This is a genomic window from Cellulosimicrobium sp. NPDC055967 (genome assembly GCF_042269845.1).
Lineage (GTDB): Bacteria > Actinomycetota > Actinomycetes > Actinomycetales > Cellulomonadaceae > Cellulosimicrobium.
On record NZ_JBHJYJ010000002.1, the window covers coordinates 173,313 to 198,547 of the forward strand.

Annotated in this window: 23 protein-coding genes; 8 read left to right on the top strand and 15 right to left on the bottom strand. The window is 74.5% G+C overall.

The genetic code is table 11. The features are described 5' to 3' along the window. Nucleotides 1-108 precede the first annotated feature (108 nt). The 5 genes from ACFC2L_RS03565 to ACFC2L_RS03585 form a co-directional block, all read right to left on the bottom strand. Entirely contained in the window at nt 109-1,179 is a 1,071-nt protein-coding gene (locus tag ACFC2L_RS03565; RefSeq protein WP_375822932.1) for a TIGR03842 family LLM class F420-dependent oxidoreductase, read from the bottom strand. Nucleotides 1,180-1,207: 28 nt separating this feature from the next. Further along, nucleotides 1,208-2,644 carry a dihydropyrimidinase gene (hydA, locus tag ACFC2L_RS03570; RefSeq protein WP_375822933.1) on the bottom strand — a complete coding sequence of 479 codons (1,437 nt, stop codon included), beginning with the start codon at nt 2,642-2,644 and terminating at the stop codon, nt 1,208-1,210. 27 nt (nt 2,645-2,671) lie between these two features. Further along, entirely contained in the window at nt 2,672-3,508 is an 837-nt protein-coding gene (locus ACFC2L_RS03575) for a nitrilase-related carbon-nitrogen hydrolase (protein ID WP_375822934.1), read from the bottom strand. Between the two features lie 61 nt (nt 3,509-3,569). Beyond that, a complete protein-coding gene (locus ACFC2L_RS03580) occupies nt 3,570-4,970 on the bottom strand; it encodes an aspartate aminotransferase family protein (protein WP_375822935.1) in 1,401 nt (466 codons plus the stop codon). 7 nt (nt 4,971-4,977) lie between these two features. Continuing rightward, a complete protein-coding gene (locus tag ACFC2L_RS03585; protein WP_375823167.1) occupies nt 4,978-6,543 on the bottom strand; it encodes a CoA-acylating methylmalonate-semialdehyde dehydrogenase in 1,566 nt (521 codons plus the stop codon). A gap of 138 nt (nt 6,544-6,681) precedes the next feature. On the opposite strand from ACFC2L_RS03585, the gene ACFC2L_RS03590 reads away from it, so the two are divergent. The 3 genes from ACFC2L_RS03590 (at nt 6,682) to ACFC2L_RS03600 (ending at nt 10,014) form a co-directional block, all read left to right on the top strand. Further along, on the top strand, nt 6,682-8,802 hold the full coding sequence (locus tag ACFC2L_RS03590) for an endonuclease/exonuclease/phosphatase family protein (protein WP_375822936.1): 2,121 nt from the start codon (nt 6,682-6,684) through the stop codon (nt 8,800-8,802). A gap of 143 nt (nt 8,803-8,945) precedes the next feature. Next, nucleotides 8,946-9,419, top strand: coding sequence for a hypothetical protein (locus tag ACFC2L_RS03595; protein ID WP_255180858.1), 474 nt, complete (start codon nt 8,946-8,948; stop codon nt 9,417-9,419). Between the two features lies 1 nt (nt 9,420). Beyond that, the gene (locus ACFC2L_RS03600) at nt 9,421-10,014 is read left to right on the top strand and encodes a hypothetical protein (protein ID WP_375822937.1); all 594 of its coding nucleotides are present in this window, start codon (nt 9,421-9,423) and stop codon (nt 10,012-10,014) included. A gap of 27 nt (nt 10,015-10,041) precedes the next feature. Here ACFC2L_RS03600 and ACFC2L_RS03605 read toward each other — a convergent pair whose 3' ends face one another. Then, nucleotides 10,042-11,493, bottom strand: coding sequence for an NAD(P)H-quinone dehydrogenase (locus ACFC2L_RS03605; protein WP_375822938.1), 1,452 nt, complete (start codon nt 11,491-11,493; stop codon nt 10,042-10,044). A 120-nt stretch (nt 11,494-11,613) separates the two neighbouring features. On the opposite strand from ACFC2L_RS03605, the gene ACFC2L_RS03610 reads away from it, so the two are divergent. Then, nucleotides 11,614-12,465: a purine-nucleoside phosphorylase gene (locus tag ACFC2L_RS03610; protein ID WP_375822939.1), complete on the top strand. Its 852-nt coding sequence runs from the start codon at nt 11,614-11,616 to the stop codon at nt 12,463-12,465. A 1-nt stretch (nt 12,466) separates the two neighbouring features. Then, on the top strand, nt 12,467-14,323 hold the full coding sequence (locus ACFC2L_RS03615; protein WP_375822940.1) for a phospho-sugar mutase: 1,857 nt from the start codon (nt 12,467-12,469) through the stop codon (nt 14,321-14,323). An 85-nt stretch (nt 14,324-14,408) separates the two neighbouring features. Here ACFC2L_RS03615 and ACFC2L_RS03620 read toward each other — a convergent pair whose 3' ends face one another. From ACFC2L_RS03620 to ACFC2L_RS03635, 4 genes are all read right to left on the bottom strand, one after another. Next, complete coding sequence (locus tag ACFC2L_RS03620) at nt 14,409-14,993, bottom strand: hypothetical protein (protein WP_375822941.1); 585 nt, start codon at nt 14,991-14,993, stop codon at nt 14,409-14,411. 62 nt (nt 14,994-15,055) lie between these two features. Beyond that, a complete protein-coding gene (locus ACFC2L_RS03625; RefSeq protein WP_375822942.1) occupies nt 15,056-15,694 on the bottom strand; it encodes a hypothetical protein in 639 nt (212 codons plus the stop codon). Nucleotides 15,695-15,711: 17 nt separating this feature from the next. Then, the gene (locus ACFC2L_RS03630) at nt 15,712-17,928 is read right to left on the bottom strand and encodes a hypothetical protein (protein WP_375822943.1); all 2,217 of its coding nucleotides are present in this window, start codon (nt 17,926-17,928) and stop codon (nt 15,712-15,714) included. A gap of 50 nt (nt 17,929-17,978) precedes the next feature. Next, on the bottom strand, nt 17,979-18,263 hold the full coding sequence (locus ACFC2L_RS03635; protein WP_375822944.1) for a hypothetical protein: 285 nt from the start codon (nt 18,261-18,263) through the stop codon (nt 17,979-17,981). Nucleotides 18,264-18,433: 170 nt separating this feature from the next. On the opposite strand from ACFC2L_RS03635, the gene deoC reads away from it, so the two are divergent. The 3 genes from deoC to ACFC2L_RS03650 are packed head-to-tail and all read left to right on the top strand — an operon-like array spanning nt 18,434 to nt 21,927. Further along, nucleotides 18,434-19,495 (top strand): deoxyribose-phosphate aldolase, encoded by a 1,062-nt coding sequence (deoC, locus tag ACFC2L_RS03640; protein WP_375822945.1) that lies wholly within the window; start codon nt 18,434-18,436, stop codon nt 19,493-19,495. Nucleotides 19,496-19,513: 18 nt separating this feature from the next. Beyond that, nucleotides 19,514-20,986, top strand: a complete 1,473-nt coding sequence (locus tag ACFC2L_RS03645; protein ID WP_253051099.1) for an aldehyde dehydrogenase family protein — start codon at nt 19,514-19,516, stop codon at nt 20,984-20,986. Continuing rightward, a complete protein-coding gene (locus ACFC2L_RS03650; RefSeq protein ID WP_375822946.1) occupies nt 20,986-21,927 on the top strand; it encodes an aldehyde dehydrogenase family protein in 942 nt (313 codons plus the stop codon). Before ACFC2L_RS03645 ends, ACFC2L_RS03650 begins: the two co-directional genes overlap by 1 nt. A gap of 76 nt (nt 21,928-22,003) precedes the next feature. On the opposite strand, the gene ACFC2L_RS03655 is transcribed toward ACFC2L_RS03650, so the two are convergent. From ACFC2L_RS03655 to ACFC2L_RS03675, 5 genes are all read right to left on the bottom strand, one after another. Beyond that, a complete protein-coding gene (locus ACFC2L_RS03655; protein WP_375822947.1) occupies nt 22,004-23,134 on the bottom strand; it encodes an adenosine deaminase in 1,131 nt (376 codons plus the stop codon). A gap of 62 nt (nt 23,135-23,196) precedes the next feature. Beyond that, nucleotides 23,197-23,436, bottom strand: coding sequence for a hypothetical protein (locus ACFC2L_RS03660; RefSeq protein ID WP_253051096.1), 240 nt, complete (start codon nt 23,434-23,436; stop codon nt 23,197-23,199). A 50-nt stretch (nt 23,437-23,486) separates the two neighbouring features. Beyond that, nucleotides 23,487-24,485, bottom strand: a complete 999-nt coding sequence (locus tag ACFC2L_RS03665) for a hypothetical protein (protein WP_375822948.1) — start codon at nt 24,483-24,485, stop codon at nt 23,487-23,489. After that, the gene (locus tag ACFC2L_RS03670) at nt 24,482-24,829 is read right to left on the bottom strand and encodes a DUF202 domain-containing protein (RefSeq protein ID WP_375822949.1); all 348 of its coding nucleotides are present in this window, start codon (nt 24,827-24,829) and stop codon (nt 24,482-24,484) included. Before ACFC2L_RS03670 ends, ACFC2L_RS03665 begins: the two co-directional genes overlap by 4 nt. After that, the gene (locus tag ACFC2L_RS03675; protein ID WP_375822950.1) at nt 24,826-25,233 is read right to left on the bottom strand and encodes a YidH family protein; all 408 of its coding nucleotides are present in this window, start codon (nt 25,231-25,233) and stop codon (nt 24,826-24,828) included. The genes ACFC2L_RS03670 and ACFC2L_RS03675 overlap by 4 nt, the downstream gene beginning before the upstream one ends. Nucleotides 25,234-25,235: the final 2 nt, after the last annotated feature.

The window sequence follows — 25,235 nt, forward strand, 5'->3', positions numbered from 1 at the left end:
CACCCGGGCAGTCACGTGGGGTGGGTCACGCAGTCCGTCACGGAGCCCGTCACGCGGTCCGTCACGCGGTCCGTCGCGTGACCGTCACGCGGGTGGGGTCGTGCGCGCTCACTCGCGCGCGCGGGCGAGGTCGCGCACGGCGGGTCCGACCGTCTCGCCGTACGCGCGCAGGGTCTCGTCCTTGGCGTCGTGCTGGAGGTAGAGGGCGAACTGGTCGACCCCGAGCGCGGCGAGCTCCCGCAGGCGCTCGACGTGCCGTTCCGCCGGCCCGACGAGGCAGAACCGGTCGACGATCTCGTCCGTGACGAACGCGGTGTGCGTGTTGCCCGCGCGCCCGTGCTCGTTGTAGTCGTAGCCCTCGCGCCCGGCCACGAAGTCGGTGAGCGCGTGCGGGATGGTCACCCCCGCACCCTCCTCGGACCCGCCGGGACCGTAGCGCGCGACGATCTCCGCGACGTGGTTGCCGACCATCCCGCCGAACCAGCGGCACTGGTCGTAGGCGTGCGCGAGCGCGTGCCGTCCCGCCTCGCCGTCCGCGGGCGCGGTGCCCGTCACGTAGGCGGGCGCGGCCACGCAGATGCGGATCGCGTCCGGGTCGCGTCCCGCGCGCTCGGCGGCGGCGCGCACCGCCGCGACGGACCACGCGACGACGTCGGGGTCCGCGAGCTGGAGGATGAACCCGTCGCCCACCTCCCCCGTGAGCGCGAGCGCCCTGGGCCCGTACGCGGCCACCCACACCGGGAGCCGGGAGTCGGGGTTCCACGGGAGCCGCAGCGTCGAGCCGCGGTACTCCACCGCCTCGCCCGACGCGAGGCCACGGATCACGCCGATGGCCTCGCGGAGCTCGGCGAGCGTCACGGGCCTCCCGTTGATCACGCGCACGGCGGAGTCCCCCCGGCCGATCCCGCAGATCGTCCGGTTGCCGAACATCTCGTTGAGGGTCGCGAAGAGCGAGGCGGTGACGGTGACGTCGCGCGTGGCGGGGTTGGTGACCATGGGGCCGACCGTGACCCGGTGCGTGGCGGCGAGGATCTGGGAGTAGACGACGAACGGCTCCTCCCACAGCAGGTGCGAGTCGAACGTCCACACGTGCGTGAAGCCGTACGTCTCCGCCTGCCGCGCGAGGTCGACGACCCGCCACGCCGGCGGGTCGTTCTGCAGCACCACCCCGAGGTCCATGCGCCCGCCTCCGATCAGGTCCCCGCGCTCAGCGCAGGTACGCCGACAGCCCGCGCCGCAGGAACCGCCCGTGCCCGGGGGTGCCGTGGTACGTGCCGTCCTCGACGACCACGCGCCCGCGCGACATGACGACGTCCACGTGCCCGTCGACCTCGAACCCCTCCCACGCGGAGTGGTCCATGTTCATGTGGTGCGTCTTCCCGTACCCGATCGAGGTGCGCCCGGCGGGGTCGTAGACGACGACGTCGGCGTCCGCGCCCGGGGCGAGCACGCCCTTGCGGCCGTCGAGCCCGAACATGCGGGCCGGCGTCGTGCAGCACAGCTCGACCCACCGCTCGCGCGAGATCCGCCCGTTGACGACGCCCTGGTAGAGCAGGTCGAGGCGGTGCTCGACGCCCCCGATCCCGTTGGGGATCTTGGAGAAGTCGCCGAGGCCGAGCTCCTTCTGCTCCTTCATGCAGAACGGGCAGTGGTCGGTGCTCACGACGGACAGGTCCCCCGTGCGCAGGTACCGCCACAGCTCGTCCTGGTGACCCTCCGCGCGCGAGCGCAGCGGCGTCGAGCACACCCACTTGGCGCCCTCGAAGTCGCCCCACTCGTCGCTGCGCGCGCCGAGCTGCTCCTCGAGCGAGAGGTAGAGGTACTGCGGGCACGTCTCGCCGAACACGTTGTGCCCCTCGTCGCGCGCCTGCGCGAGCGTCGCCACCGCCTGCTTGGCCGACATGTGCACGACGTACAGCGGCGCCCCGGTCAGGCGCGCGAGCATGATCGCGCGGTGCGTCGCCTCCTCCTCGGTCTCCCACGGGCGGCTCGTGCCGTGGAAGTACGGTGCGGTGTCGCCGCGGTCGAGCGCCTCGCGCACGAGCACGTCGATCGCGATGCCGTTCTCGGCGTGCATCATGATCACCGACCCGTTGTCGCGCGCCTTCTGCATCGCGCGCAGGATCTGCCCGTCGTCGCTGTAGAACACGCCCGGGTAGGCCATGAAGAGCTTGAAGCTCGTGATGCCCTCGGTGACGAGCTCGTCCATGGCCTTGAGCGAGTCGTCGTCGACGCCGCCGAGGATCTGGTGGAACCCGTAGTCGATCGCGCACCGCCCGTCCGCCTTGGCGTGCCACGCGGCGAGCCCGTCCTGGACCCGCTCCCCGGTGCGCTGGACGGCGAAGTCGACGATCGTCGTCGTGCCGCCCCAGGCCGCGGCACGCGTCCCGGTCTCGAACGTGTCCGACGCGTTCGTCCCGCCGAACGGCAGCTCCATGTGCGTGTGGCAGTCGACCGCGCCCGGGATGACGTACTTGCCCGTCGCGTCGATCACGCGCTCGGCGGTCGCGGCAAGGTTGGCGCCCAGGCTCGTGTCCCCGGGGCGCAGGAGCGCGGCGACCTGCTCGCCGTCGACCAGCACGTCGGCGGGCGTCGAGCCCGTGGGCCCGACGACGGTCCCTCCCCGGATCAGCGTGTGCGGCATCGCGTGCTCCCCTCTCGGATCCTCAGGTCACGGCCGGGTGAGGTCGTCGTAGGCGTCCGGTCGGCGATCCCGGTAGAACTGCCACCGGTCGCGCACGACGCGCAGCAGGTCCAGGTCGAGGTCGCGCACCACGAGCTCCTCCTCGTGGTCGTCGGCGGGGTCCCCGACGAACGCGCCCTCGGGGTCGACGAAGTACGACGTGCCGTAGAAGTCGTCGTCGCCCAGGTCCTCCACGCCCACCCGGTTGCTCGCGCCGACGTAGTACTCGTTCGCGACCGCCGCCGCCGGCTGCTCGAGCTTCCACAGGTAGTTCGACAGCCCGCGGCTCGTCGCGCTGGGGTTGAGCACGATCTCCGCCCCGTTCAGCCCGAGCGCGCGCCAGCCCTCGGGGAAGTGCCGGTCGTAGCAGATGTACACGCCCACGCGCCCGACGGCGGTGTCGAACACCGGGTACCCGAGGTTGCCGGGGCGGAAGTAGAACTTCTCCCAGAACCCGCGCACGTGCGGGATGTGCGTCTTGCGGTACTTGCCGAGGTAGCGCCCGTCCGCGTCGATCACGGCCGCCGTGTTGTAGAGCACCCCCGGCTGCTCCTCCTCGTACACGGGCAGCACGACGACGGTCCCCAGCTCGGCCGCGAGCGCCGAGAACCGCTCGACCGTGGGGCCGGGCACCGACTCGGCGTACGCGTAGTACGCGGCGTCCTGCACCTGGCAGAAGTACGGCCCGTAGAACAGCTCCTGGAAGCACACGAGCCTCGCGCCCTGGTCGGCGGCGTCGCGCAGGTGCTTCTCGTGGGCGTCGATCATCGACTCCTTGTCGCCCGTCCAGCGGACCTGGGTGAGCGCGGCACGTACGGCGGTCATGACCCCTCCTCGGTTGTGGGCATGAAATGGGCCTGGTCTGGGGGCGCGAACCGGGCCCATTTCATGCCCGCACCGCCTCGGCCTGCTCGTCGGCGACGTCGAGCGCCGCGTCGATCGCCGCGAGGCCGTGCTCGAGGTCGGCGGCGGACGTGACGAGCGGCGGCGCGACGTGCAGGCGGTTGAAGTGCACGAACGGCCACACGCCGCGCTCCTTGACCGCGGCGACGACGGCGCCCATCGGCGCGGCGGCGGGGCCGCTCGCGTTGAACGGGACGAGGGGCTCGCGCGTCTCCCGGTCGCGCACGAGCTCGACCGCCCAGAAGAACCCGAGCCCGCGCACGTCGCCGACGCTCGGGTGCCGGGCGGCGATCTCGCGCAGCCGCGGCCCGATCACGTCGGCGCCGAGCGTGCGCACCCGCTCCAGGATCCGCTCGTCCTCGAACGTGCGGACCGACTCGACCCCGACGGCGCACGCGAGCGGGTGGCCGGAGTAGGTGAGCCCGCCGGGGAACACGCGGTCGTCGAACGTCCGCGCGACGTGCTCACCGATCACGACGCCGCCGAGCGGCACGTAGCCCGAGTTCACGCCCTTGGCGAAGGTCACGAGGTCCGGCACGACGCCCCACCGGTCCACCGCGAACCACTCGCCGACCCGCCCGAACCCGACCATCACCTCGTCGGTGACGAGCAGGATCCCGTGCTCGTCGCACAGCGCGCGCACGCCCGCGAGGTAGCCGTCGGGCGGGACCAGCACGCCGTTGGTCCCGACGACCGTCTCGAGCAGGATCGCCGCGACCGTCCCGGGCCCCTCGAGCTGCACGACCTCCCGCAGGTGGGCGAGCGCGCGCTCGCCCTCCTCCGCGTCGTCGGCCGCCCCGAACGACGAGCGGTACGTGTAGGGCCCGAGGAAGTGGCGCACGTGCGGGTCCGGCGAGACCTCGTTGGGCCACCGGCGCGGGTCGCCCGTGAGGGAGATCGCCGTCGTGGTGTTGCCGTGGTACGACCGGTACGCGGCGAGCACCTTCGCGCGCCCGGTGTGCAGGCGCGCGAGGCGCACCGCGTTCTCGACCGCGTCGGCCCCGCCGTTCGTGAAGAAGACGCGCCATCGTCGCTCGTCGCCGGTCGCCGACCCGCCGTCCCGCGCGCCCGGGGCGCGCTCCGCGATGAGCCGGGCGAGCTCGCCCCGCACGTCGTTGGCGAAGGTCGGCCCGACCGTCGCGAGGCGCCCGGCCTGGGCCTGCAGCGCCGCCACGAGGCGGGGGTGCTGGTGGCCCAGGTTGAGGTTGACGAGCTGGGACGCGAAGTCGAGGTAGCGGTTGCCGTCCTCGTCCCAGAACCACGCGCCCTCGCCGCCCGCGACGGGCAGCGGGTCGATCGCGCCCTGCGCGGACCAGGAGTGGAAGACGTACCGGTCGTCGGCGCGCGTGCGCGACGTGCGCCGGGCGAGCTCCTCCGTCGTCATCGGTCGCTCACCGAGTCCGGGGAAAGCCGAGGTCGACGCCCGCCGTCGACGGGTCGGGCCAGCGCGTCGTGACGACCTTGGTGCGCGTGTAGAACTGCACGCTCTCCGGTCCGTAGACGTGCAGGTCGCCGAAGAGCGAGCTCTTCCAGCCCCCGAACGAGTAGTAGCCGACCGGCACGGGGATGGGGACGTTGACGCCGATCATGCCCGCGCGGGCGTCGACCTCGAACGCGCGCGCCGCGCCGCCGTCGCGCGTGAAGATCGCCGCGCCGTTGCCGTACGGGTTGTCGTTGACGAGCCCGACCGCCTCGTCGTACGTGTCCGCCCGGACGACGGACAGCACCGGCCCGAAGATCTCCTCGCGGTACACCGTGTGCTCGGGTCGCACGTGGTCGACGAGCGTGGGGTGCAGGAAGAACCCCTCCCCCAGGTCGGGGGTGCCGTCGGGCGCCCGGCGGCCGTCGACGACGAGCGTCGCGCCCTCCTCGGCCGCCGTGCCGACGCGCGCCGCGACCCGGTCGCGGTGCTCGGCCGTGATGAGCGGCCCCATCTGGGACGCGGGGTCGGAACCCGGCCCGACGACGAGGCGCGCCACGCGCTCGCGGATCGCCTCGACGAGCGGGTCGGCCACCGCGCCCACGGCGACGAGCACGGAGACCGCCATGCACCGCTCGCCCGCCGACCCGTACGCCGCGGAGACCGCCGCGTCCGCCGCGACGTCCACGTCGGCGTCGGGCAGGACCACCATGTGGTTCTTCGCGCCGCCGAGGGCCTGGACCCGCTTGCCGTGCCGCGTCCCCGTCTCGTACACGTGGCGGGCGACGGGCGTCGAGCCGACGAAGCTCACGGCCTCCACGTCGGGGTGCTCCAGCAGGCGCTCCACCGCGACCCGGTCGCCCTGCACGACGTTCACGACGCCGTCGGGCAGGCCGGCCTCCTGGAGCAGCCGCGCGACGACGAGCGACGCCGACGGGTCGCGCTCGCTCGGCTTGAGCACGACCGCGTTCCCGCACGCGATCGCGTTCGGGATCATCCACAGCGGCACCATGGCCGGGAAGTTGAACGGCGTGATGCAGGCGACGACGCCGAGGGCCTGCTTCACCTCGTGCACGTCCACGCCCGACGACGCCTGCTCGGTGTACCCGCCCTTGAGGAGCTGGCCGATCCCGCACGCGAACTCGACGCACTCGAGCGCGCGCGCGACCTCGCCCGCCGCGTCCGAGAGCACCTTGCCGTGCTCCGCGCTCACCACCGCGGCGATCTCGTCGCGGTGCTCCACGAGGAGCTGGTGGAACGCGAAGAGGATCTCGACGCGGCGCGAGACGCTCGTCGCGCGCCATGCGGGGAACGCGTCCCGCGCCGCCGCGACCGCGGCGTCGACGTCGCCCGCGGACGCGAGCGCGACCTGTCCCGTCACCGTGCCCGACGCCGGGTCGTGGACCGGCCCGTACCGTTCCGCGTCCGGTCGCACGCGACCCGCGACCCAGTGCCCTACGCGCGCCTGCCCGGCGCGCGCGCGTCCGTCGTCCGTCGCGGTCGGGGCGCTCGTGGCACCCTGCGCGACCGGAGACATCCCCGCCGTCGTCTCCACGTCCTCGCCTCCTCGCGCGCCGAGGTGGTGGCGCGCCGTCGCAGCCGATCCCTCAGTCTGGCACGGAAGACCCGATCGTGTGGTGCGGATCACATCGGCCGCCGGGTACCGTCGTGCCTCGTGAGCGCAGCGCAGCCCCCCTCCCCGCGGCCCGTGCCTCGGTCCGCCGCCCGGCTCGACCGGGCGACCGTCGTCCCGCTCCTCCTCCTCGTGACGGTCACCGCGATCGTCGTCGAGCTCGTGCGGTCCAGCGGGCCGCTGCTCGACCACGCGTTCTCCGCGGGCGTCGTCACCGTGGCCCTCACGGCGCTCGCGACGTACGCCGCACCCGGCGTCCTCGTCGTGATGATCACGGCGCGCCTCGAGCTCACGGGCAAGGTCGTGCTGCTCGCGGTGACGTCGCTCGCCGTCGCGCGCCTCGCGCTCCAGGGGCTCGGCGCCGCCATCGCCGGGGGCGTCGACCTCGGGCTCGTGCGCTACGGCGTCGGGCTCGCGACGGTCGCGCTCGGGATCGGCGTGCTGGTGCTCGTCGCCGCGTTCGCGAGCGGGACGGGCGGACCGGCGGGCGGTGCGGACCCCGCGCCCGGGACCGACGCCGCTCCGGGGCCGACGCCGTCGCGCTCCGGCTCCCCGATCGCGCGCGGGTCGCTCGTCGCCGTCGGCATCGTGCTCGGCGCGCTGCTCGCCGGGGCGCTGAGCGCGGTCCTCGGCACCTGGGACGCGTACTGGCGCGCCGACGTCGCGGGGTGGGTCGTGACGGTCGTCGTCGCCGCCGGTGCCGTCGCGTGCGCGGCGGCGCTGCGGGGGCGCGCGGCCCGGCCGGGATCGCGCGGGCTCTGGGTGCTCGGCCCGTTCGTCGCGCTCCTCGTGCAGGCGCTCGCCAACCCCGCGTTCGCCGCGTCGCAGGCGGGCGTCGCGCTGCCGTTCGCCGTCGGCGCGCTCGCCGTCGCCGCCGTGCTCGCCGCGTGGTTCGTCCCGTGGACGGGGCGCTCGACCCCGCCGGGGTCGCCGTGGGTGTCCCCCGCCCTGCTCGTCGTGGGCGTCGCCGTCGTGTTCCTCGCCGTGCCGCGCCTGGACGGGCCGGGGGCCGTCGGGGGCTGGGCGCTCCTCGTTCTGCTCGTGCTGCTCGTCCCCGTCGCCGCCCGCACGCTCGCGCTCGCCCTGACCCGCGCGGCGCACCCGCTCACGTGGCTGCGCCTCGCCGGCGCAGCGAGCGTCGCCGGGCTCGGGATGGCGGTCCCCCTGCTCGGGTACCAGCTCGAGTACGACGTCCCGCTCCCGTTCCCGCACACGCTCGTCCCCGTCGCCGCGGCGCTCGCGCTCGCCGTGCCCGCCGTCGCCGCCGGACTCCGCGCCCGGGGCGCCACGGCCTCCGCGGGCGACCCCGCGGCGCCGGGCACGACGCCCGCCGCCGGTCGCGCAGAGATCCCGGCGCTCGCCGTCGGCGGGGCGGTCGCGCTGATCGCGCTCGTCGGGGTGACGCAGGTGCACGTGCCGACCACGACGTCCGCCGTCGCCGACTACCCCGTCGGCGACCTGCGCCTGCTCGACTGGAACCTGCACTACGGCGTGAGCGCCGACCCGTCGGTCCGCCTCGACGAGATGGTCGCGACGATCGACGGCTCCGGGGCCGATGTCGTCACGCTCCAGGAGGTGTCCCGCGGCTGGGTGCTCGGCGGCGGCGCCGACATGGCGACCTACCTCGCGCGCGAGACGGGGATGCGCGTCGTCTTCGTCCCCGCGGCCGACCGCCAGTTCGGCAACGCGATCCTCTGGGACCCGCTGCGCGGCGACCTCGCCGACGTCGCGCGCCACGCCCTGCCGTACGGCGCGGGGCCGCAGGAGCGCTCGGCGATCACCGCGACGCTCGACGCCGCCGGCGTCCCCGTGCGCGTGACCTCCGTGCACCTCCAGCACCGCGAGGAGAACACGCCGACCCGGCTCGACCAGCTCGAGACGCTCCTCGCCGACGAGCCCGTGGAGGGCGCGTACGTCCTCGCGGGAGACCTCAACGCCGAGCCCGGCTGGGACGAGATCACCCTGCTGGAGGAGCACGGGCTCGAGAGCGGCCAGGACGCCGCCGGCGACCCCGACGCCCTCACGTCGCCCTCGGTCGCGCCCGCCCACCGCATCGACTGGGTCTTCGGTTCCGACCCCGTGACCTTCCGCTCCTTCGAGGTCCTCGACGTCACCGCCTCCGACCACCGCCCCCTGCTCGCCGAGCTCCGCGCGCGCGGCTGACGCCCGCGTCGGCGGCCCGCGGTCTGACAGACCTGTCGCCGCGCGACCACGGCCCTGTCCCCGCGCAACCAGGGTTCTACCCGCGCAACCACGGCTCTACCTCGCGCGACTCGGCTCTCACCTCGCCGCGTTAGGGTCAGCGGGTGCGCATCGAGCTGACCGTGACCGAGGCCGTCGAGATCGCGCGTGCGACGGGCGGGCTGCCGCCGTACGTGCGCTCGGTGACGAGCGAGGGCGACGACGTGCGGGTCGTCGTCGACCTGCGCGAGGTGCCCGACCCGCCGTCGGCGCTGAGGCTCGCCGCGCGGCTGGTCCCCGTGGTCCGGGCGACGCTGCACGTCGAGTCGGTCGTGGCCGGCACCGCCGTGCTCGCGGTCGAGGCCAACGCCGCCGGCCTGCCCGCGCACAAGCTGCTCGGCTTCGTCGAGGCGCCGTTGCAGGGAGCCCTGCGTTCCCGGGGCCTGCTGCCGGAGGCCGTGCGCATGCTGCCCGAGGCGCGGGTCGCGGTCGACGTGCAGGCGCTGCTCGGCGGGGTGCTCGAGCACACCTTCCCCGGGTTCCAGCTCACCGAGCTGGCGTTCGCGGACGGGACGCTGCGGCTGGACGGTCGGCTCTGACGTGTCGCAGCATCACGCCGACGGCCGGGCCGTCGCGCCGGTCCTCGTCCTGCTCGGCCCTGCGGCCACCGGCAAGTCCACGCTCGGCGAGCTCGTCGCCGGGCTGCTCGGCGTCGCGTTCGTCGACCTCGATGCCGTCGCCGACCGCTACTACCCGGAGGTCGGGTGGAGCGTCGACCGGCTCGTCGAGCGCATCGCGGTGGTCGGCCGGGTCGCCGCGGAGCGGGAGTGGGAGCCGGCGCGGGCGCACGCCGTCGAGCGTGCCGTGGCCGACCACCCCGGCGCGGTGCTCGCGCTGGGTGCCGGGCACGCGTCGTACACGGACCCGGCATGCCTGGACCGCGTCCGTGCGGCGCTCGCGCCCGTGCCGCACGTCGTCCTCGTCCTGCCCGGCGCCGACCGCGAGCACGCGCTGACGGTGCTGCGGGCGCGGTCGGTCGCGGCGAAGGGCACGGACTGGGTCCGTGACGGCCACGACTTCCTCGCCGAGTGGTTCGACGACGTCGGGACGCGCGGCCTGGCGCACCGCACGTTCCTCACGGGCGCGGACGACCCGGCCGCGAGCGCCCGCCGGCTCCTCGACGTGCTCGGCTGACGAGCCCGCCGAGGGGAACCGCCGCGCTCAGTCCTCGCGGTGGTGCAGCATGCGCGCGACCTCGGCGATGGACCCGGAGAGCGACGGGTAGACGGTGAAGGCCTCCGCGACGTCGTCGACGGTGAGCCGGTGCGACACGGCGAGCGTGATGGGGAACACGAGCTCGCTCGCCCGCGGCGCGACGACGACGCCGCCGAGGACGACCCCCGCCTCGGGGTGCGCGAAGAGCTTGACGAAGCCGTCGCGCATGCCGAGCATCTTGGCGCGCGGGTTGCGCGCGAGCGGCAGCACGGTCGTGACGTACTTGCTGTTCTGCGCCTTGAGCCGCTCCTCGCTGTACCCGACGGTCGCGATCTCGGGCGCGGTGAAGATGTTCGCCGCGACGGTCCGCAGCTTGATCGGCACGACGGCGTCGCCGAGCGCGTGCGACATGGCGACCCGGCCCTGCATGGCGGCGACCGACGCGAGCGGCAGCACCCCGGTGCAGTCGCCGGCCGCGTAGATGCCGCGCACGGACGTGCGCGACACCTTGTCCACCTCCACGTGGCCGCTCGGCGTGAGCCGGACCCCGGCCTCCTCGAGGCCGATGCCGCTCGTCGAGGGGATGGCGCCGACGGCGATGAGGACGTGCGAGCCCTCGACGACGCGGCCGTCGGACAGGGTGACGCGCACGCCGTCCTCGGTGCGCTCGGCGGACTCGGCACGGGACCGCGACATGACGGTCATGCCGCGCGAGCGGAACACGCCCTCGAGCAGCTCCGCGGCGTCGGCGTCCTCCCCCGGGAGCACGCGGTCGCGGCTCGACACGAGGACGACGTCGGACCCCAGCGCGTTGTACGCGCCCGCGAACTCGGCGCCGGTGACGCCCGACCCGACGACGATCAGCCGTTCCGGGAGCTCGGCCAGGTTGTAGAGCTGCGTCCACGTGAGGATGCGCTCGCCGTCGGGCTGCGCCGTCGGCAGGACGCGCGGCGTCGCGCCGACCGCGAGCAGGATCACGTCGGCGTCGAGCACGACGGGACCGTCGGTGCCGTCGGGCGAGTCGACGACGACGCGCTCGGGGCCGTCGAGGCGACCCTCGCCGATGACGACGCGCACGCCCTCGCGCTCCAGCCGCGCGTGGATGTCCGCGGACTGTGCCGCCGCGAGCGCCATGACGCGCGTGTTCACGGCCTCGAGGTCGACGATGTGCCGGCGCATGGCCGGGTGCTGCGCCTTGGCAGTGTCGACGGGCAGGCGGATCCCGAGCTCGGCGGCGCGCTCCGCGATGGTCATCCAGTCGGCGGTCGCGATGAGGGTCTTGGAGGGGACGACGTCCGTGAGCACGGCCGCGCCGCCCAGGCCGTGCCGTTCGACGACGGTCACGTCGGCGCCGAGCCGGCGGGCGACGAGAGCGGCCTCGTAGCCGCCGGGCCCGCCTCCGAGGACGACGATGCGGGTGGCCTGATGGTCGATGCTCGCGTGCGTCACGCCGGACATTCTGTCAGGCCGTCGCGTCCCACGGTGTCAGCATGCGAGACGACGCGGCCGGTCAGGACCGTGCGGCGGGCCTCGCCGCTCGTCGGGTCGGGCGCCCGGGGACGGACTAGCCTTGCGTCCATGACGACGACGCCTGCGAGCACACCCCCGCTCGACGACCCCGCCACCGACCCGTTCCTCGTGGCGCGGGCCGCCGCCGACCACATCGCGCAGGCCACGGGGGTCGAGGGCCACGACATGGCGCTCGTGCTGGGCTCGGGGTGGGGCGGTGCCGCGGAGCTCCTGGGCGACGTCGTCGCGGAGGTCCCGACGCACGAGATCCCCGGATTCTCCGCCCCCGCGGTCGCGGGCCACCTCTCGGTGACGCGGTCGATCCGGGTCGAGCGGGCCGACGGCTCCGTCCGGCACGCCCTGGTGCTCGGCTCGCGCACGCACCTGTACGAGGGCAAGGGCGTGCGCGCCGTCGTGCACGGCGTGCGCACGGCCGCGGCGACGGGCGCCGAGACGCTGATCCTCACGAACGGGTGCGGCGGCCTCAACCAGGACTGGGGAGCGGGCACGCCCGTGCTGCTCTCCGACCACATCAACCTCACGGCCCGCAGCCCGCTCGAGGGCCCGACGTTCGTCGACCTCACCGACGTCTACTCGCCGCGCCTGCGCGAGCTCGCGCACCGTGTCGACCCCACGCTCCCGGAGGGCGTGTACGCGCAGTTCCCGGGGCCGCACTACGAGACCCCGGCCGAGGTGCGGATGGCCGGGATCCTCGGCGCCGACCTGGTCGGCATGTCCACGACGCTCGAGGCCATCGCGGCCCGCCACTGCGGCCTGGAGGTGCTCGGCGTCTCGCTCGTGACGAACCTCGCCGCCGGGATCAGCCCGACGCCGCTCTCCCACGCCGAGGTCATCGAGGCCGGCCAGGCCGCGGGACCCCGGATCAGCGCCCTCCTGGCCGACATCGCGAAGCTGGTGTGACATGACGGACCGCACCGCGGGGTACCGGACCGACCCCGCCGACGACCCGACGTTCGACCCGGGGACCGACCGCGGCGCGTTCCTCGAGCGCGTCGCCGCGTGGATCGACGACGACGTCGACGCGGGCGACCAGGACGAGCTGCGGCACCTGCTCGACCTGGCCGACTCGCCCGACCCACGCAAGCACGACGTGCGCGTCGCGGCCCTCACCGAGCTGCAGGACCGGTTCTCCGGCCCGCTCGAGTTCGGGACCGCCGGGCTCCGCGGGCGCATGGCCGCCGGTCCGCACCGCATGAACCGCGCGGTCGTGATCCGCGCGGCGGCGGGGCTCGGGGCGTACCTGCTCGACGCGCTCGGGCCTGCGGGCGCCGGCGGCGCGGCCCGCCCGCGCGTCGTCGTCGGGTTCGACGCGCGGCACCGTTCGCGGACGTTCGCGGTCGACAGCGCGGCCGTGCTCACGGCGGCCGGGCTGGACGTCCTCGTCCTGCCCTCGGCCCTGCCGACGCCGGTCCTCGCGTTCGCGGTGCGCCACCTCGGCGCGGACGCGGGCGTCATGGTGACCGCGAGCCACAACCCGCCGGCCGACAACGGGTACAAGGTCTACCTCGGCGGACGGGTCGTCGCCGACTCCGGGCAGGGCGCCCAGATCGTCCCGCCGTTCGACGCCCGCATCGCCGCCGCGATCGCGGCCGTCGGACCGGCGCGGACGGTCCCGCGCGCGAGCGGGGGCTGGACCGTCCTCGACCGGGAGGTCGTCGGCGCGTACGTCCGCTCGGTCCTCGCGCTGTCCGACGGCGCCCCCCGCCGCCTCAGGGTCGTCACCACCGCGCTGCACGGCGTGGGCGGCGAGACGGTCGCGCACGTGCTGCGCGACGCGGGCTTCACGACCGTCGTGCCGGTCGAGGAGCAGCTCGACCCGAACCCCGACTTCCCGTCGGTCGCGTTCCCCAACCCGGAGGAGCCGGGCGCGATGGACCTCGCGCTCGCCGTCGCGCAGGACGCGAGCGCCGACGTCGTGCTCGCCAACGACCCCGACGCCGACCGGTGCGCGGTCGCGGTGTTCGACGCGCGCGTCGGCACCTACCAGGGCGCGGAGACCGCGCGCTCCAACGGGTGGCGCATGCTGCACGGCGACGAGGTGGGCGCGCTGCTCGGCGACGACGTCGCGCGGCGCATCGCGGCGTCCGGCGCGGCGTCGGGCACCCGGGGAGGCGTGCTCGCGTGCTCGGTCGTGTCCTCGCGGCTGCTCGGGAAGATCGCGGCCGCGCACGGGCTCGGCTTCGCGACGACGCTCACGGGCTTCAAGTGGATCTCGCGCGTCGACGGGCTCGTGTTCGGGTACGAGGAGGCGCTCGGCTACTGCGTCGACCCCGCGCACGTCCGGGACAAGGACGGGATCAGCGCCGCGCTGCTCGTCGCGCAGCTCGCCAACCGACTCAAGGCGGAGGGCCGCACGCTCGTCGACGCGCTCGACGACCTGGCGCGCCGGCACGGCCTCCACGTGAGCGACCAGCTCTCCGCGCGGTTCACCGACCTCGACCGCATCGGCGAGACGATGACGCACCTGCGGGCCGCTCCCCCGCGCACGCTCGCGGGTGCCGGCGTCTCGGACGTCGCCGACCTGTCCGCAGGCCTCGACGGCCTGCCGCCCACCGACGGCGTGCGGATCCTCACCGCCGACGGCACGCGCGTCATCGTCCGCCCGAGCGGCACCGAGCCCAAGGTGAAGTGCTACCTCGAGGTCGTGCTGCCCGTCGCCCCCGACGCCTCGCACGCCGACCTCACGGCGGCCCGCGCCGCCGCGCGCGACCGCCTCGACCGCGTCAAGGCCGACATGCAGCGGGCCCTGGGACTCTGAGTCTCAGCGGTCGGGAAGCTCGAGCGCCCTCTGCATGCAGCGGAGGGACAGGTCGAGGAGTGCGCTCGTGTCCATGCCCTGCACCTCATCGACGCTCCGGCTCCGCCTCACGAACGTCGTCCCCGTCCAAGCCGTCCAGCGGCTCAGGCGCCGGATCGAAGAACCCCGGCTTGATCGAGTCGACATCACACTCAGTCTCGGTCCCGTACGTCGTCATCACCCGAACCTGCCCCGACTCGTCCCGCTCCAGGTAGTACCCGCGCTCGAACGCGACCGGCGACGCCGGCGCCACCTGACCCGAGGCCAGGCTCCACGTCGCATACGCGCACACCACCACCTCCGCCTTGTCCGGCCCCGTCTCCTCCACCGACAACGGCTCGAACGGCCTCGGACCCACCAGCGTGAAGTACCGGCCCTGATCGAGAGCGTCCCGCTGCCCCGACGCGGTCCGGTGCACGATGTCGCCGCTCATGACAGCCAGCAACGCCGGGTCCGACCAGTCGTGCGCGTTCCACGCCGCCGCGAACAGGGCCTCGTACTCCCGCAACGCCTGCACCCACGGGTCCGACTCCAGCTCACCCGACGGCTCACCCTGCGGCCACCGCACCTCCGGCACCACCAACGGCTCCGACTCGCTCGCACACCCCGCCCCCGTCAGCATGAGGGCCACGACAGCGACAGCACCCACCACGCGAGGAACCATCGAGCGAACACCGACCAGCGACGACGGACTCATGGACGCTTCGGCTCCGCCTCACGCACATCGTCACCGTCCAACCCGTCCAGCGGCTCGGGCGCCGGATCGAACAAGCCCGGCGAGATCGAGTCGACATCACACTCAGTCTCGGTCCCGTACGGCGTCATCACCCGAATCTGCCCCGACTCGTCCCGCTCCAGGTAGTAGCCCTGCTCGAACGCGACGGGCGACGCCGGCGCCACCTGACCCGGAGCCAGGCTCCACGTCGCATACGCACACACCACCACCTCCGCCTTGTCCGGCCCCGTCTCCTCCACCGACAATGGCTCGAACGGCAACGGACCCACCAGCGTGAAATACCGGCCCTGATCGAAGGCATCCCGCTGCCCCGACGCAGTCAAGTGCGCGATGCCGCCGCTCATCACCTCAAGCAAGGCCGAGTCCGACCAGTCATGCGCATTCCACGCGGCCGCGAGCAGGGCCTCGTACTCCCGCACCGCCTGCACCCACGGGTCCGACTCCAGCTCACCCGACGGCTCACCCTGCGGCCACCGCACCTCCGGCACCACCAACGGCTCCGGCTCGCTCGCACACCCCGCCCCGGTCGCGGCGAGCGTGAGGACGAGCGCAGCACCGGTCCAGGGGCGTGGGGTCGTTCGGGGGCGTCGGTTCACGCGGGTGCTCCTCGTCCTCATCGTTCGCTGCTCAGGACGGTCTGGCCGGTGACGGCATCGAAGGTCTGGCCCCAGTCGCCGACCAGGTCGTCCACGTCGTCGGCCTGCTCGGGGAAGTCGCGAGGGTGGTAGGCCCCGGCCTCGCGCATCAGGTCCCCGAGGTCGTACAACGCCGCGCGAAGCACCTCAGCACGGGCCTCACGCGTCGCGGGCAGCTCCTGGACCGCGCCCTGGTACTCGTCCGCCCACGACCGTGCGATCTGGTCACCCATCGTGCCGAGCCCGCTGCCGTACAGGTACGACCTGAGCGGGCCACCCCCGATCGGGATCGCACCGAGGACGGCGGTGACGTCGGCGACGGCCTTGCGCCGTGCGTCGTCCTCGTCCCCGGCCGCCACCAGCCCCGATGCGGCCGGCCCGGCGTCCAGCAACGCCTGGCACAGCACCACACGCTCCAGCGCGTCGTACCCCGCCACGCCCGGGGTCGTGACGGCCCGGTCCACGACCCATCCCTGATACGCGGCCACGTACCGCTCGAACCGCTCCGCGCCCTGCGGGTGGAACGTCGCCATCGCCACGACCCTCCCCAGATCCCCTGCCTGCACGTCACCGATCGGCTGCTTCGGCCCGCCGGGAAGAGACCCAAAGATGAAGGGCTTCTGCTTAGAGTCTGTACCGGTTGAGTCCGCGGGCAAGCCCGCGGTCGAGCGGTCGAGCGGGTACTCCACGAGGTAGGGGAGCTGCGTGCCCACCGCCTCGGTGAGCAGGATCCCGGCCGTCGCGCTCACGTGCTGCGGCCGCAGCGACGGATTGTCCGCGAGGCTGTCGAACACCCAGGTGTTCAGGGTCGCGACCTGCTGCCACGCCCGCTCGTCGACCACGTCGGTGTCGCTCGGCCCGCCCGGGACGTGCTGCGCACCGGCCCAGAGGCCCGCGACCCCGGCAAACCCGTCGCCCTGGGACCAGTCCCGCTGCTGGAACCAGTAGTCCACCCGTGCCTGCCCGGTGTCCCAGCCGTCGCGCACAGGATCCGGCGTGGTGTCGGTGAGCCAGTCCGCTGCGTCCTGCGGGTACAGGCCCAGGGTCTGCAGCACGGCACCCGCAGGCTCGCGCACCCGGCCTGCGTCCACGCTCGCCCCGAGCGCGACCTTGGTCAGCTCCACCCCCGCCGCGACGAGCCCCGCGTCGGCGAGCCGTCCCCCGGCCCACGGGCCCGTCCGTTCGAGCTCGTCGACCATCCCCGCCATCGCGACCGTCAGGCCCCGACCCATCGGCGTGCTCACCGGGTCGTCGAACAGGTACCCGAGCACCGACCAGTCCCCGCCCACGCGCGCCGCCTCGACCAGACCCTGCGCGAACTCGCCCGACCGGAGCGTCGTCCAGTCCCGCGACGCCACCGACACACCCAGCCGCAACCACCCGGCCACCGCGGCGCCCTGGACCGGGTCCAGCGTCCGGTCCGCGACACCCGTCCCGGCAGCCTCCAGCACCCGCATCGACAGCCCCGGCCCGAGCTCACGCACCCACGCCTTCAGCAGAGCCTCGTCACCACCGTGCGCCCCCAGCACCGTCAGGACGTGCTCGACCTCTGCCGCGTCCAACCGGCCGTCCGCCCACGCCTCACCGCCCAGGTACGCGGCCAGACCCGCACCCACGGCCCCCGCCCCCAGGTCGTCCGACCCCAGCACCCCGATCGCCGCGTACGCCGCCCGACGCTCCGCCCAACCCGCCGGCACCGCCGCCGCCAGCTCGTCGACCAACCTGCGGTCCGCAGCCTCACGCTCCGCAACGAGCTCGTCGATCCGGCACACCGCCCACGTCGCGTCCGACTCCAGCTCCTCGACCTCGCGCGCCGTCACCGTCCCAGGACCCGCCAGACCGACCACCGTGCACCGCACGTGCCCCGCACCGTCCCGGTGGCACGCCAGCCCGTACCCGGCCGCCCGCGCGGACAAGACCCTCAACCGGTCGCGGTACCCCACGTACTGCGGCCCGATCTCCTCCAGCACCCCGACGTACCGCGACACCGCGACCCGCGCCGCCTCACACCCCTCCACGACGCCGGACGCCCGCACCGACACCGACCACAACGGCCCGTCCAACCACGCCCGGAACGACTCCCCCGACCAGAACCGCTCCATCACCCCCGACACGTCGAACGCGCCCGCCTGCACCCCCACCGCGCCCGTACCCGCCGCAGCCAGCCCGGCCACCATCGACCGCAGCCCCGACACGTCACCCTCACCCGGATCCCCCGGCACCCACGACCACACCGACGCCACCCTCAGACCCGACGCGCCGCGAACCCGGACACCGCCGCACCGTCCGCACGCTCACCCTCGGACCCGGCGAACCGCGCCACCGCCCCAGCGTCCTCACAATCAGCCCGCAGCAGCGCGAGCTCCGCGACCAGCCACTGCCGCACGGACTCGGTGGCGTCGACCACCCGCTCCCCCGACCCGGCCGCCCGCCAGCCCGGCGCCATGACCAGCCCGGGCAGGCCTTCCACCGTCGACGCGACATGACGCACGCCTGCGGGATCCATCGACCACGGCACCGACACGAGCACCCCCTGCTCCTCGTCGCTCGGCCTCGCGCCGAGCCCCCTGCGGACCAACCTAGCGGCGCCCGCGACACCGCAAGCGCCGTCGTCCACAGGCCGAAACCCGCCCCACGGCGACCGACCGCGACGAACCTGCCGGACCCACCACGAGGCGTACCGACGGGTAACCTGGTGCGATGAGCACAACGACACCGACGTCGGTCGCCGAGACCGGCCGGGCGGGCACCGGAACGGCGCCGGCGACCCCGGGTTCGGCCGACCGGTCCGCTGCCGAGATCGCCGATCTCGCGCGCTCCGTGACGGGTTCCGCCCTCCTCGACGACACCGCCTGGCGCCGCTACCTGCACGGGCTGCCGGGCGTCGACAAGGTGGGCGCCGACGGCCGCGCGGCCGCCCTCGGCACCCGCTCGATCAAGACGACGTCCAAGGCCTGGGCGCTCGACACGATCATCCGCATGGTCGACCTCACGACGCTCGAGGGTGCGGACACGCCCGGCAAGGTGCGCGCGCTCGCCGCGAAGGCCGTGCGCCCCGAGCCGGCCGACCCGACGTGCCCGTCCGCCGCCGCCGTGTGCGTGTACAACGACCTCGTCCCCGTCGCGGTCGAGGCGCTCGCCGGGACGGGCGTCAAGGTCGCCGCCGTCTCGACCGCGTTCCCGTCGGGCCGCGCGAGCCGCGCGGTGCGCCTCGCGGACACGCGCGACGCCGTCGAGGCGGGCGCGGACGAGATCGACATGGTCATCGACCGCGGCGCGTTCCTCTCGGGGCGCTACTCCCAGGTCTACGAGGACATCGTCGCCGTGCGCGAGGAGTGCCGGGCGAACGGGCACCACGCGCACCTCAAGGTCATCCTCGAGACCGGCGAGCTCGCCACGTACGACAACGTGCGCCGCGCGTCGTGGCTCGCGATGCTCGCGGGGGCCGACTTCATCAAGACGAGCACCGGCAAGATCTCCCCCGCGGCGACGCTCCCGGTGACGATCGTCATGCTCGAGGCCGTGCGCGACTTCCGGGCGCTCACAGGCGTCCCGGTCGGGGTCAAGCCCGCGGGCGGCATCCGCACGTCGAAGGACGCCATCAAGTACCTCGTCGCGGTCAACGAGACCGCGGGCGGCGACTGGCTCGACCCGGACTGGTTCCGGTTCGGGGCCTCGTCGCTGCTCAACGACGTGCTCATGCAGCGCAACAAGCTCGCCACGGGTGCCTACTGGGGCCCCGACTACGTGACCGTCGACTGAGCCGGACTGAAGGACACCATGACCACCACAGCAAGCACGGCCGGCTCGCCGTTCGAGTACGCGCCGGCCCCCGAGTCGCGCGCCGTCGTCGACATCGCGTCGTCGTACGGCCTGTTCATCGACGGCGAGTTCACGCCCGCGTCGGACTCGGGCTCGTTCAAGACCGTCAACCCCGCCACGGAGGAGGTCCTCGCCGAGGTCGCCGAGGCGACCGAGGAGGACGTCGACCGCGCCGTCCGCGCGGCGCGCCGCGCGCAGGAGAAGGTGTGGGGCCCCATGCCGGGCCGCGAGCGCGCCAAGTACCTGTTCCGCATCGCGCGCCTGCTCGCCGAGCGCTCGCGCGAGTTCGCGGTCCTCGAGACGCTCGACAACGGCAAGCCGATCCGCGAGTCGCGCGACGTCGACGTCCCGACGGCGGCCGCGCACTTCTTCTACTACGCGGGCTGGGCCGACAAGCTCGAGCACGCGGGCTACGGCCCCGACCCGCGCCCGCACGGCGTCGCCGCGCAGGTGATCCCGTGGAACTTCCCGCTGCTCATGCTCGCGTGGAAGATCGCCCCCGCGCTCGCGACGGGCAACACGGTCGTGCTCAAGCCCGCCGAGACCACGCCGCTCACCGCGCTCCTGTTCGCGGACCTGCTGCGCCAGGCCGAGCTGCCGGCCGGCGTCGTCAACATCGTCACCGGCGCGCGCGCCACCGGCTCGGCACTGGTCAACCACCCGGACGTCGACAAGATCGCGTTCACGGGCTCGACCCCGGTCGGCAAGCGCATCGCCCAGGAGATCGCGGGCACGCGCAAGCACGCGACGCTCGAGCTCGGCGGCAAGGCCGCGAACATCGTGTTCGACGACGCGCCGATCGACCAGGCGATCGAGGGCATCGTCAACGGCATCTTCTTCAACCAGGGCCAGGTGTGCTGCGCCGGGTCGCGCCTGCTCGTGCAGGAGTCGATCGCCGAGGAGCTCGTGGACCGGCTCAAGGCCCGACTCGGCACGCTGCGCGTCGGCGACCCGATGGACAAGAACACCGACGTCGGCGCGATCAACTCGCCGCAGCAGCTCGCGCGCATCACCGAGCTCACCGACGCGGGCACGGCCGAGGGCGCGACGCGCTGGAGCCCGGACTGCGAGCTGCCGTCGTCGGGGTACTGGTTCGCCCCGACCCTGTTCACGGGCGTCTCCGCCGCGCACCGCATCGCGCGCGAGGAGATCTTCGGCCCGGTGCTGAGCGTCCTGACGTTCCGCACCCCCGCCGAGGCGGTCGCCAAGGCGAACAACACCCCGTACGGCCTCTCGGCAGGGATCTGGACCGAGAAGGGGTCGCGCATCCTCTGGATGGCCGACCAGCTCCGCGCGGGCGTCGTGTGGTCCAACACCTTCAACCGGTTCGACCCGACGAGCCCGTTCGGCGGCTACAAGGAGTCGGGCTACGGACGTGAGGGCGGCCGGCACGGCCTGGCGCCCTACCTGATCGAGGGGAGCACCTACTGATGGCCCGCACGAGCAAGGCGCCGACCGGCTCAGCCCGCACCGCTCCCGCACCCGAGCGCCTGGGCGTGCGCAAGACGTACAAGCTCTACGTCGGCGGGAAGTTCCCCCGCAGCGAGTCGGGCCGCACGTACGAGGTGACGGACGCCAAGGGGCGGTTCCTCGCGAACGTCGCGCAGGGCTCCCGCAAGGACGCGCGCGAGGCCGTCGTCGCCGCCCGCGCGGCGCAGGCGAAGTGGGCGGGCGCGACGGCGTACAACCGCGGCCAGGTGCTCTACCGCGTCGCGGAGATGCTGGAGGGGCGCCGCGAGCAGTTCGTCGCCGAGGTCGTCGCGGGCGAGGGCCTCACGGCGCGTCAGGCCGAGGTCGCCGTCTCCGAGGCCATCGACCGCTGGGTCTGGTACGCGGGCTGGACGGACAAGGTCGCGCAGGTCGCCGGCTCCGCCAACCCGGTCGCCGGCCCGTACTTCAACCTGTCCGCCCCCGAGCCGACCGGCGTGGTCGTCGTCGTCGCCCCGCAGCGCTCGTCGCTGCTCGGCCTCGTCTCGACGATCGTCCCGCCGCTCGTCACGGGCAACGCGGTGATCGTCGTCGCGAGCGAGCAGCGCCCGATCCCGGCCGTCACGCTGTCCGAGGTGCTCGCGACCTCGGACGTCCCGGGCGGCGTGGTCAACGTCCTCACCGGCTTCACCAGGGAGCTCGCTCCCCCGCTCGCGTCGCACCTCGACGTCAACGCGATCGACCTCGCCGGCGCCGTCGGCGCCGAGGGCGTCACGTGGGGCGAGCTCGAGGCCGCCGCGGCCGACTCCGTCAAGCGCGTCCTGCGCCCCGCCGTCGGCCGCCGCGGCGACGACGCCGAGCCCGACTGGACCGAGGCCCCGCGCCCCCAGCGCATCCTCGCGTTCACCGAGACCAAGACGGTCTGGCACCCCAAGGGCGCCTGACCCCCCGCCGAGAACGACGTTGGTGCCGTGATCGCGTCGATCACCGCACCAACGTCGCTCTCGGCCCCGGGAAGGGTCAGAGCTGGGCGCCCTGGACCTCCTGGTAGCCCGGCAGGATCACGTCGTCGACGAGCGCGCGCCGCTCGTCGTGGTGGACGAACGCGCTCCACGCGGCGGTCATCGTCACGTCGGCGAGGTCGTCGATCGTCCACCCGGCGTGCTCGACGAGGAGCGCCATCTCCTGGGTCATCGTCGTGCGCGACATGAGGCGGTTGTCGGTGTTGAGCGTGACGGCGAAGTCGAGCTCCTTGAGGCGCGTGATCGGGTGGGCCGCGACCGACGTCGCCGCGCCGGTCTGCACGTTCGACGACGGGCACAGCTCGAGCGGGATCTGGTGGTCGCGCACCCAGTGCGCGAGGAGGCCGAGCGCGGCCGTCCCGGACTCACCCTCCGCGCTGTGCGGGTGCTCCGGGTCGAACGTGATGTCCTCGACGATGCGCACGCCGTGACCGATGCGGCTCGCCTGGCCCAGGTGCACGGCCTCCGCGATCGACGCCGGACCGGCGGCCTCGCCCGCGTGGATGGTGACGGGGAAGTTCTCGTCGGCGAGGTAGCGCCAGATCTCCGCGTGGCGCGAGGGCGGGAACCCGTCCTCGGCGCCCGCGATGTCGAACCCGACGACGCCGTTCGCACGGTTCGCGACGGCGAGCTCGGCGATCTCCTGCCACCGGTCGGCGTGCCGCATCGCGGTGACGAGCTGCCCGACGCGGATGGTCCGGCCCTCGGCCTCGGCCTCCGCGACGCCCTGCTCGATGCCGGACTGCACGGCGTCCACCGTCTCCTGGAGGGTGAGCCCGCGCTGGAGGTGCTGCTCGGGCGCCCACCGCTGCTCGGCGTACACGACGCCGTCCCGTGCGAGGTCGAGGACCGCCTCGCGCGCCACGCGCGCGAGCGCGTCACGCGTCTGCATCACGGCGATCGTGTGGTCGAACGTCTCGAGATAGCGCACGAGGGAGCCGGAGTCGGCCGACTCGGCGAACCAGGCGCCGAGGGACTCGGCGTCGCCCGCGGGAAGCTGGTGCCCGACGTCGGCGGCGAGCTCCAGGATCGTGGCGGGGCGCAGCCCTCCGTCGAGGTGGTCGTGCAGCACGACCTTGGGCAGCGAGCGGATGACGTCGACCGTCAGGGGTGCGTTCTCGGTGGTCATGCGCTCACGGTACCGGCCGGTACGTCGACGCTCGCGCCGAACGACCGCGCGACCGGGACCGGTCAGGCGTAGTCGTCCTCCTCGCCCGGCACGGCGGACGCCTGCTCGACGACGTCGGCCTCGTTCGCCTCGCCCTCGAGGTCGGGGCGAGCGGTGCGCGGGCGGTACTCGTCGCTCTCGTGCTCGGCGTCGTCGACGCCCGGGCCGTCGTCCTCCGACTCCTCGACCAGGCTCACGACCTCCTCGTCCTGCTCGACCAGGCCGGCGTCCCGCCACGCGTCGTTCCCGGGCACGGTGCTCATCGCGACTCCTCACCTGACGACTCGGCGCGCCACGGCCGTGGCGGCTCTCTTCATCCTCCCGCCGGGTGCGGGGCCTCGCCAGCCCGGCCGACGGCGGGCAGGAGCGCCCAGCAGACGTGCGGCCACCCCCCGAGCGCGCTCCTCGCCCCGGGCGACCGGGCGCCGTCGAGCAGGTGCGCCACGTCCAGGTCGTGCACGGTGCCCGACGACGGCTCGTAGACCCGGCAGCGCCGCGCCCGCGCGGCGGTGCCGGCACTGGCGCCGTCGTCGGCGTCGGCGTCAGTGCCGACGTCGGCGTCGGTGAGCAGCACGACGTGGCGCGGCACGGCGGTCGCGACGCCGAGGGCGAGGTCACCGCCGGTGAAGAGCGGAACGGGCACGCCGTGTGCCGCCGCGGCGAGGGCGGCCCGGACCACCGGGTCGTCGTCCCGGTCTCCGGCGACGACGCGCTCGACGTACCGCACGTCCGCGTGGCGCGCGGCCCGCGCGGCGCCCCACGGCGGCGTCCCGAGGGACGCGGGCCACGGCAGGGGGCCCAGAGCGGCACGGTTGGTCCGGCGCTTCAGCACCCGCTGCAGCTCTCCGAACCGCGCCGCCCCTCCCGACCGGGGCCGGCCGCCCGTCCCGGCGTCGTCCCCCGCGCGCAGGCCTGTGGCGAGCCACAGCGCGAGCACCGGGTCGCCGGCCGCGGCGAGCAGCCCGAGCACGGCCGAGCCGCACGTGGTCGCGTCGGTCTGGCGTGCCGGCTCCCCGCCGAGCTCGAGCAGCCGGACCCCGCGTTCGCGCGGGCCACCCCACCCGTGGGCCGCGCGGCCCAACGGGTCGACGACGGCGCGCCGGGTCCTCGGGTCGAGCGCGGCGAGCGTGCCGGCGAGCGCGCGCACCCGGTCCGCGGGGTGGCCCGCGCGCCGGGCGAGGGCGAGGGCACGGTCCGTCCCGCCGTCGGGCCGGTAGACGCCGCCGGGCGGTGGCTGCGGCACCGCGCGCGCGGGCACGAGCCGCGCGAGGTCCGTGACCCGCAGCGCGCCGAGCGCACCCCGGACGGTCATGCCGCTCCCAGCGCGCGGCCGAGCGCCCAGACGGCGCCCACGACGGCCAGCACGACGACGAGGCTCGCGACGCGCACCAGGAAGGACCACGAGTACAGCCGCCCGTGGCCGGGCAGCCCGCCGGTCGGGGGCCGCAGGACGGCGGGGACGAGCGCCAGCACCCCCACGGCGACCGCCGCGCACACCGTGACGGTCGACCCGGAGCGGAGCCCCGCGCCCGCCAGCAGGAGCGCGCCCACGACGACGCCGAGCACCGTCCGCTGCCACGCGAGCGCCGTGCGCTCCGGCTGCATGCCCTCGTCCCGGACCGGCGGCGAGGGCACCTCTCCCGGCGGCGTGCTCACGGCCCGCCCGCCGAGCCCACGGCGTAGCCCGCGAGCAGCAGCGCGAGGACCACGACCCCCGCCACGAGCACGGGCAGCCCGCTCGGGGCGGGCAGCCGCCGTCGCAGGCGCAGCGCGCGCTCGTTGCGGCGCCAGGAGACGAGCGCGTAGCCCGCGAACCCGGCGCCCACGAGGCACGCGACGCCGGCGACGACGTCGAGCACGCCCGGCATGTCGGCGAACGTCGCGAAGGACGTCAGCGCGACGCCGCCCGCGACCAGCCCGAGGCCCGTGCGGACCCACGCGAGCGCGGTGCGCTCGTTGGCGAGGCTGAACCGCGCGTCGGGCTCGGACCCGACCCCGTACACGGAGCGCGGTCGACGCGTGTCCGCCGGCTCGCCCGCGCCCGGCTCGTCGGGTGCCACGC